The following is a 6214-nucleotide window of genomic DNA, read 5'->3' as shown; positions in this document are numbered from 1 at the left end:
CGGGCCGCGCGGCGCGCCGCGGGACGCGCCGTTCGGCGGCGTCCCGGCGACGCACTCGGCGCTGCAGGTGGTGGCGGTGACGGCGGTCGCGGCGCTGCTCGGCTCGCTGCCGCACCTGGCGGTGGGGCGTCCGCCGCGTCCGGACGCCGTCGCGCGGCGGCTGATCTCGGTCGCGGTGGTGGCGCTGTGCTTCCGCCCGCTGCTCGGCCTGCACCTGGGCTGGCGGCTGCTGCTCGCGGTGATGGTGGTCGCGGTCGTGCTGGCCGCCGCCGCCGACCTCGGGCTGGCCGCGCTGATCCGCGCCGAGGCGGTCCGGGCCCGGTTCGGGATCGCCGTCCGGGACGAGTTCACCGCGACGGCCGGGCTGTGCGCGGCGACCGCCGCGACCGCGATGCTGATCGCGGTCGCGACGACCGCGCTGGGCCCGGTGGCGCTGGCGGTGTTCACCGCGCCGATCCTGGTCACGCAGGTCGCGTTCCGCCGCTACGCCGGGATCCGCGCGACCTACCTGCAGACCGTCCGGGCGCTGTCGCGGGTCACCGAGGTCGGCGGGTACGTGGAGCGGGACCACTCGCGCCGGGTCGCGCGGCTGGCCGTCGCGATGGGACGCGAGCTCGGCATGTCCGAGGGCGAGCTGCTGGAGCTGGAGTACGCGGCGCTGATGCACGACATCGGGCAGCTGTCGCTCGGCGATCCGATCCCGGGCGGCGCGACCGTGCTGGCCGCGCCGGGCCAGCAGCGGCGCATCGCCGAGCTCGGCGCGGGCGTGATCGAGCAGACCGGGGTGCTGGACGGCGTGGCGCGGATCGTCCGGCTCTCGTCGCACCCGTACCGCGCCGCCGCCGCGCCGCCCTCGGACGGCCGGGTCGAGACCGACGGGCGGCTCCCGCCGGGACCGCCGCTGGCCAGCCGCATCATCAAGGTGGCCAACGCCTACGACGACCTGGTGGGCGACTCGACCGACCGGGACCGGGGCGCGGCCGTCCTGGAGCGGCTGCGGCTCGACTCGGCGACCGAGTACGACCCGTCGGTGGTGGAGGCCCTGAACCGCGTCGTGGACCGCCGCCCCCGCACCTAGCCTCGGCGTCCCCGCACTGATCGCCCGAGCCCACAGGCGACGCCTGTCCCCGGCGCCACTGTGGGGGCGCCGCCGGGTCCGGGGCCGTTCGGACGGCTCGCGCGTGGGCATGGGCACGGGCGTGGGCAGGTGAACGGGAGGCCAACGCGGCGGCACGGCCGGCTCTAGCCACGGGCGTTTCCGGCGGGACGGTTCGATCGAGGGGGCCCCGCGCCGTTAGGTTGGTCCCGCGGCCTGGAACCGATCAGAAGAAGGATGTGTCAGCAGGTGTTCGAATCGGTCCTGGTGGCCAACCGCGGCGAGATCGCCAGCCGGATCACGCGCACGGTGCGCGGGCTCGGGCTCAAGGCGATCGCCGTCTACTCCGACGCCGACGCCGACCTGCCGTTCGTGCACGAGGCGGACGAGGCGGTGCTCATCGGCCCGCCCGTCCCGGCGCAGAGCTATCTCGACGCGCCCGCCGTGCTGGAGGCGGCGCGGCGGCACAACGCGCGGGCCGTCCATCCGGGGTACGGCTTCCTGGCGGAGAACGCCGACTTCGCGCGCGCCGTGCAGGCGGCCGGGCTGGCCTGGGTGGGGCCGCCGCCGCTCACGATCGCCCGGCTCGGCGACAAGATCAACGCGCGGAACCTCATGAAGGAGGCCGGGGTCCCGGTCGCGCCCGGCGTGTGGGAGCCCGTCCCCGACGTGGAGACCGCGGTCGAGGAGGCCGCGCGGATCGGCTACCCGGTGATGGTGAAGGCGGCGTCCGGGGGCGGCGGCATCGGCATGGGCGTCGCGCACGACGAGAAGCGGCTGCGCGCGGTGTACCCGGCGGCGCGGTCCCGCGCGGAGATGTTCTTCGCCGGCTCCGACATCCTGCTGGAGCGGTTCGTGCGGGGCGCGCGGCACGTCGAGGTGCAGGTGCTCGGCCGGCCGGACGGGTCGGTCGTCGCGCTCGGCGACCGGGAGTGCTCGGTGCAGCGCCGGCACCAGAAGATCGTCGAGGAGGGCCCGGCGCCGGGCCTGCCGGACGGGATGCGCCCGGGGCTGCACAAGGCGGCGATCCGGGCGGCCGAGGCGGTCGGCTACCGGGGCGCGGGGACGGTCGAGTTCCTGATCGACCCGGCGACCGGCGAGTTCTTCTTCGTGGAGATGAACGCGCGGCTGCAGGTCGAGCACACCGTGACCGAGGCGCTGACCGGGCTGGACCTGGTCGAGCAGCAGCTCCGGATCGCGGCGGGCGAGCAGGTGTCGTTCGCCGGCGTCCGGTCCCGCGGGCACGCGATCGAGCTGCGCGTGTACGCCGAGGACCCGTTCCGCTTCGTGCCGCGTCCGGGCCGCATCCGGGTGTGGGAGGAGCCGGTCGGGCCGGGCATCCGCATCGACGCCGGGTACGCCGAGGGCAACAGCGTCACGCCGTACTACGACCCGCTGCTCGCCAAGCTCGTCGTGCACGCCGAGACGCGGGCCGCGGCGCTGGAGCGGGCCCGCGCGGCCGTCGCGGCGTTCCGGATCGAGGGGACGCTGACCACGAACCTGCCGTTCCTGGCCGAGCTGCTGGACAACCCGGAGTTCGCGTCCGGCTCCTACGACACCGGGATCGTCGGGCGCATGCGTCCGGCGTCGAACTGAGGGGCGGGACGCGTGGAGACAGCCGCCCACGACCAGGCCGACGTCTACTGCGACCGGTGCGGGGACGGCCTCGGCGACGGCGACCACGCCGGGTGCCGGGCGGCCCGCGAGCTGGAGCCGCCGCGCTACTGCGGGCGCTGCCGCCGGCGGATGGTCGTCCAGGTGACGCCGCTCGGCTGGACGGCCCGCTGCGCCGAGCACGGGACGACGGCCTCCTGAACCTTCCCCCGCCCTGACCGCCGCGCCCCGCGCCGGGGCGCCCGCCGGGGCTGCGGGGACCGTGCGCTTCGGACGCCGTCGGCTTGCGTGAACACGCCAAGCCGGCGGCGTTCGCGTTGGCGGGATCTGCCAAAGTTCGGCGGCGCCGCGAGCTGGTTCGGTGCCTTAACTGGAGTGGTCAGCGGGCGTCCCGGCGCGCGTGGGGCACGGCCCTTGCCGGGCGGCGGACGGCTGGTTACGGTGCCGCTTAATTGAAAAGAAACTTTCCTAACTGATCAGTAGACGCACCATCGGGGTTCGGGGATTCGGGGTTCACGTCCGTCGTCGTCACCGTGCCTCTGGAGTCGCGTTGCGCCCTCGTCCAAGCTCCCACCCAGGCTCCGGCCCAAGCTCCCGCTCAGCCTTCCGCCGACGCACCCGCCCGGCCTTCCGTCCGGGGCCGGTGCCGCGTGCGCTGGCCGTCCTCGCGGCGCTGGTCGCCGCGCTGCTCGTGCCGGTCGCCGCGTCCTCCGCGCGCGCCGACGGCACGCCCACCGCCACGTTCGCGAAGGTCTCCGACTGGGGCTCGGGGTGGCAGGGGCAGTTCACCCTCACGAACGGCTCGTCCCAGACCGTCAACGGCTGGAAGGTCGCGTTCGACCTGCCCTCGGGCACGACCGTCGGGTCGTACTGGGACGCCCTGCTCACCTCGGCCCCGCCGCACTACACGTTCACCAACCGCGACTACAACGCGTCCATCCCGCCCGGCGGGACGGTCACGTTCGGGTTCCTCGGCTCCGGCTCAGGGGCGCCCGCCAACTGCACGCTGAACGGCGCGTCCTGCGGGGGCGGCGGCACCAATCCGCCCGGCGGGCCCGGAGCGCCGGGCACCCCGTCGGTGAGCGCCCGCACCGACACGTCCCTCACCCTCACCTGGACGGCCGGGACCGGCACGCCGACCGGCTACCGCGTCTACGAGGGCTCCACGGTCGCGGCGACCGGCACCGGGACGACCGCGACGGTGACCGGGCTCGCCGCCTGCTCGACGCACACCTACACGGTCCGGGCGTACGACGCGAACGGCGAGTCCGCGGCGAGCGCCCCCGTCACCGGCACGACCACGGGATGCGCGACGGGGCCGCTGCCCAAGCACTTCCTCACCGGCTACTGGCAGGACTTCGTCAACTCCGCCAAACCGCTGCGGCTCGCGGACGTCCCGAACGAGTACGACCTGGTCGCGGTCGCGTTCGGCGACGCCACCGGCAAGCCCGGCGAGGTCGCGTTCAGCCTCGACCCCGGCCTGTCCTCGGCGCTCGGCGGCTACACCGACGCGCAGTTCAAGGCCGACATCGCCGCGCTGCACGCCAGGGGCAAGAAGGTGATCCTGTCGGTCGGCGGCCAGAACGGGACCGTCCAGGTCGGGGACGCGTCGTCCGCCGCGACCTTCGCCTCCAGCATGGGCCGGATCATCAGCGCGTACGGGTTCGACGGCGTGGACATCGACCTGGAGAACGGCGTCAACCCGGCCGCGATGGAGCAGGCGCTGCGCGCGCTGCGCTCGCAGGTCGGCGCGGGCCTCATCATCACCATGGCGCCGCAGACGATCGACATGCAGTCCACCGGGGCGTCCTACTTCCAGCTCGCGCTGAAGATCAAGGACATCCTCACCGTCGTGCACACCCAGTTCTACAACTCCGGCGCCATGCTCGGCTGCGACCAGAAGGTGTACGGGCAGGGCTCGGTCGACTTCATGACCGCGCTCGCCTGCATCCAGCTGCAGAACGGGCTGCGGCCCGACCAGGTCGCGCTGGGCCTGCCCGCCGGGCCGGGCGCGGCGGGCGGCGGCGTCGTCCCGCCGAGCATGGTGAACAGCGCGCTGGACTGCCTCGCGCGCGGCACGAACTGCGGCTCGTTCAAGCCGTCCCAGACCTACCCGGACATCCGCGGCGCGATGACCTGGTCCATCAACTGGGACGTCACGAACGGCAACGGCTTCGCCAAGACGGTCCGTCCGCACCTCGACGCGCTCCCGTGACCCCCGGCGCGTCCGTGATCACGGCGCGTCCGTGACGCGGGCGCGCCGGTGCCCCCCGCCTCCCACCCCGAGAGAAGGATGACCATGCGATCCGCTCACGCGAAGGTCGCCCTCGCCGTCGCCGCCGTCCCCGCGGCCTCCCTGGCCGCCGTCGTGGGCGCGTCCACCGGGACCGCGTCCGCGCACGGCACGATGTCCGACCCGCCCAGCCGCGTGTTCGTGTGCGAGCAGGAGGGGCCGGAGCACCCGACGTCCGACGCCTGCAAGGCCGCCGTCGCGGTCGCGGGCACCCAGCCCTTCTACGACTGGAACGAGGTGTCCCGGCTGGACGCGGGCGGACGGTCCAGGGAGATCATCCCGGACGGCCAGCTGTGCAGCGCCGGCCGCGCCAAGTACCGGGGCCTGGACCTCCAGCGCGCCGACTGGCCCGCCAGGGCCGTCCGGCCCGGTCCGCTCACCGTCACCTACTACGCCACCGCCCCCCACCAGGACAGCAACTTCGAGTTCTCCATCACCCGCGACGGTTGGGACCCGACGCAGCCGCTGCGCTGGTCCGACCTCGTCCCGCTCGCGTCGTTCACCCACCAGAACCCGTCCACCTACACGCGGTGGACGCTGAACCTGCCGCAGCGCACCGGCCGCCACGTGCTCTACTCGATCTGGCAGCGGGTCGTCGGCAGCGACGAGGCGTTCTACACCTGCTCCGACCTCGCGAGGCGTTCTACACCTGCTCCGACCTCGACTTCGGAGGCGCGAACCAGCCCGGCCCGCCCCCCACCACACCCCCGCCGACCACCCCGCCCCCGACCACACCACCCACGACGCCGCCGACGCAGCAGCCCGGTGACACCTGGACGGCCGGGAAGACCTACGCGCCCGGCGACCGGGTGGCCTACGGCGGCGCCGGCTACACCTGCCTTCAGGGCCACACCGCGATCGCGGGCTGGGAGCCGCCGAACGCTCCGGCGTTGTGGCGGGCCGAGTGACCGCACGGTGGGCCGTCCTCGCCGTGGCCGCCGCGTGCGCGCTGCTCCTGCTCGGACGGTGCGGAGCGGCCGGTGGCTCCGCGTCGCCGGCGGCGCCGCGCGGCGGCCACGGCTTCAACGCCACCGATGTGATGTTCCTGCAGATGATGGCCCCGCACGAGGGTCAGGGCGCGGTCCTGGCCCGGCTCGCGGACGGCTCGCGCGGCCGTCCGGTGCGTCCCGAGGTCGCCCGGCTCGCCGCGGCGATCGCGAGCACGCAGACCACCGAGGCGCGGGCGATGGCGGCGCGGCTGCGCGCCTGGC

General features: G+C 74.7%; 7 protein-coding genes and 1 pseudogene. 7 read left to right on the top strand and 1 reads right to left on the bottom strand.

Annotated features, from left to right (window positions below):
• The 4 genes from DZF91_RS04425 to DZF91_RS04410 form a co-directional block, all read left to right on the top strand.
• A partial coding sequence (locus DZF91_RS04425) for an HD-GYP domain-containing protein (protein ID WP_117356216.1) occupies positions 1-1078 on the top strand: 1078 nt, incomplete at its 5' end.
• A 267-nt stretch (positions 1079-1345) separates the two neighbouring features.
• Positions 1346-2692, top strand: coding sequence for an acetyl-CoA carboxylase biotin carboxylase subunit (locus tag DZF91_RS04420; RefSeq protein WP_117356215.1), 1347 nt, complete (start codon positions 1346-1348; stop codon positions 2690-2692).
• A gap of 12 nt (positions 2693-2704) precedes the next feature.
• Entirely contained in the window at positions 2705-2911 is a 207-nt protein-coding gene (bsaP, locus tag DZF91_RS04415) for a biotin synthase auxiliary protein BsaP (RefSeq protein WP_117356214.1), read from the top strand.
• Positions 2912-3353: 442 nt separating this feature from the next.
• Positions 3354-4925 (top strand): chitinase, encoded by a 1572-nt coding sequence (locus DZF91_RS04410; RefSeq protein ID WP_199486406.1) that lies wholly within the window; start codon positions 3354-3356, stop codon positions 4923-4925.
• Between the two features lie 95 nt (positions 4926-5020).
• Here DZF91_RS04410 and DZF91_RS41750 read toward each other — a convergent pair whose 3' ends face one another.
• The gene (locus DZF91_RS41750) at positions 5021-5215 is read right to left on the bottom strand and encodes a hypothetical protein (protein WP_235834078.1); all 195 of its coding nucleotides are present in this window, start codon (positions 5213-5215) and stop codon (positions 5021-5023) included.
• Here DZF91_RS41750 and DZF91_RS43060 point away from each other — a divergent pair.
• From DZF91_RS43060 to DZF91_RS41740, 3 genes and pseudogenes are all read left to right on the top strand, one after another.
• Positions 5139-5576: pseudogene (locus tag DZF91_RS43060) on the top strand (lytic polysaccharide monooxygenase); the annotation flags it as partial. The gene DZF91_RS41750 and the pseudogene DZF91_RS43060 sit on opposite strands and share 77 nt — an antisense overlap.
• A complete protein-coding gene (locus DZF91_RS39420; RefSeq protein WP_158587848.1) occupies positions 5534-5911 on the top strand; it encodes a carbohydrate-binding protein in 378 nt (125 codons plus the stop codon). The pseudogene DZF91_RS43060 and the gene DZF91_RS39420, both read left to right, overlap by 43 nt.
• Positions 5908-6214, top strand: a 307-nt coding sequence (locus DZF91_RS41740; protein WP_235834076.1) for a DUF305 domain-containing protein, incomplete at its 3' end; no start/stop codon positions are given. The genes DZF91_RS39420 and DZF91_RS41740, both read left to right, overlap by 4 nt.

The sequence above is a fragment of the Actinomadura logoneensis genome, from assembly GCF_003428695.1.
GTDB lineage: Bacteria > Actinomycetota > Actinomycetes > Streptosporangiales > Streptosporangiaceae > Spirillospora > Spirillospora logoneensis.
The sequence above is the reverse complement of the archived record's forward strand: the minus strand, read 5'-3'. Positions and strand labels throughout refer to the sequence as shown.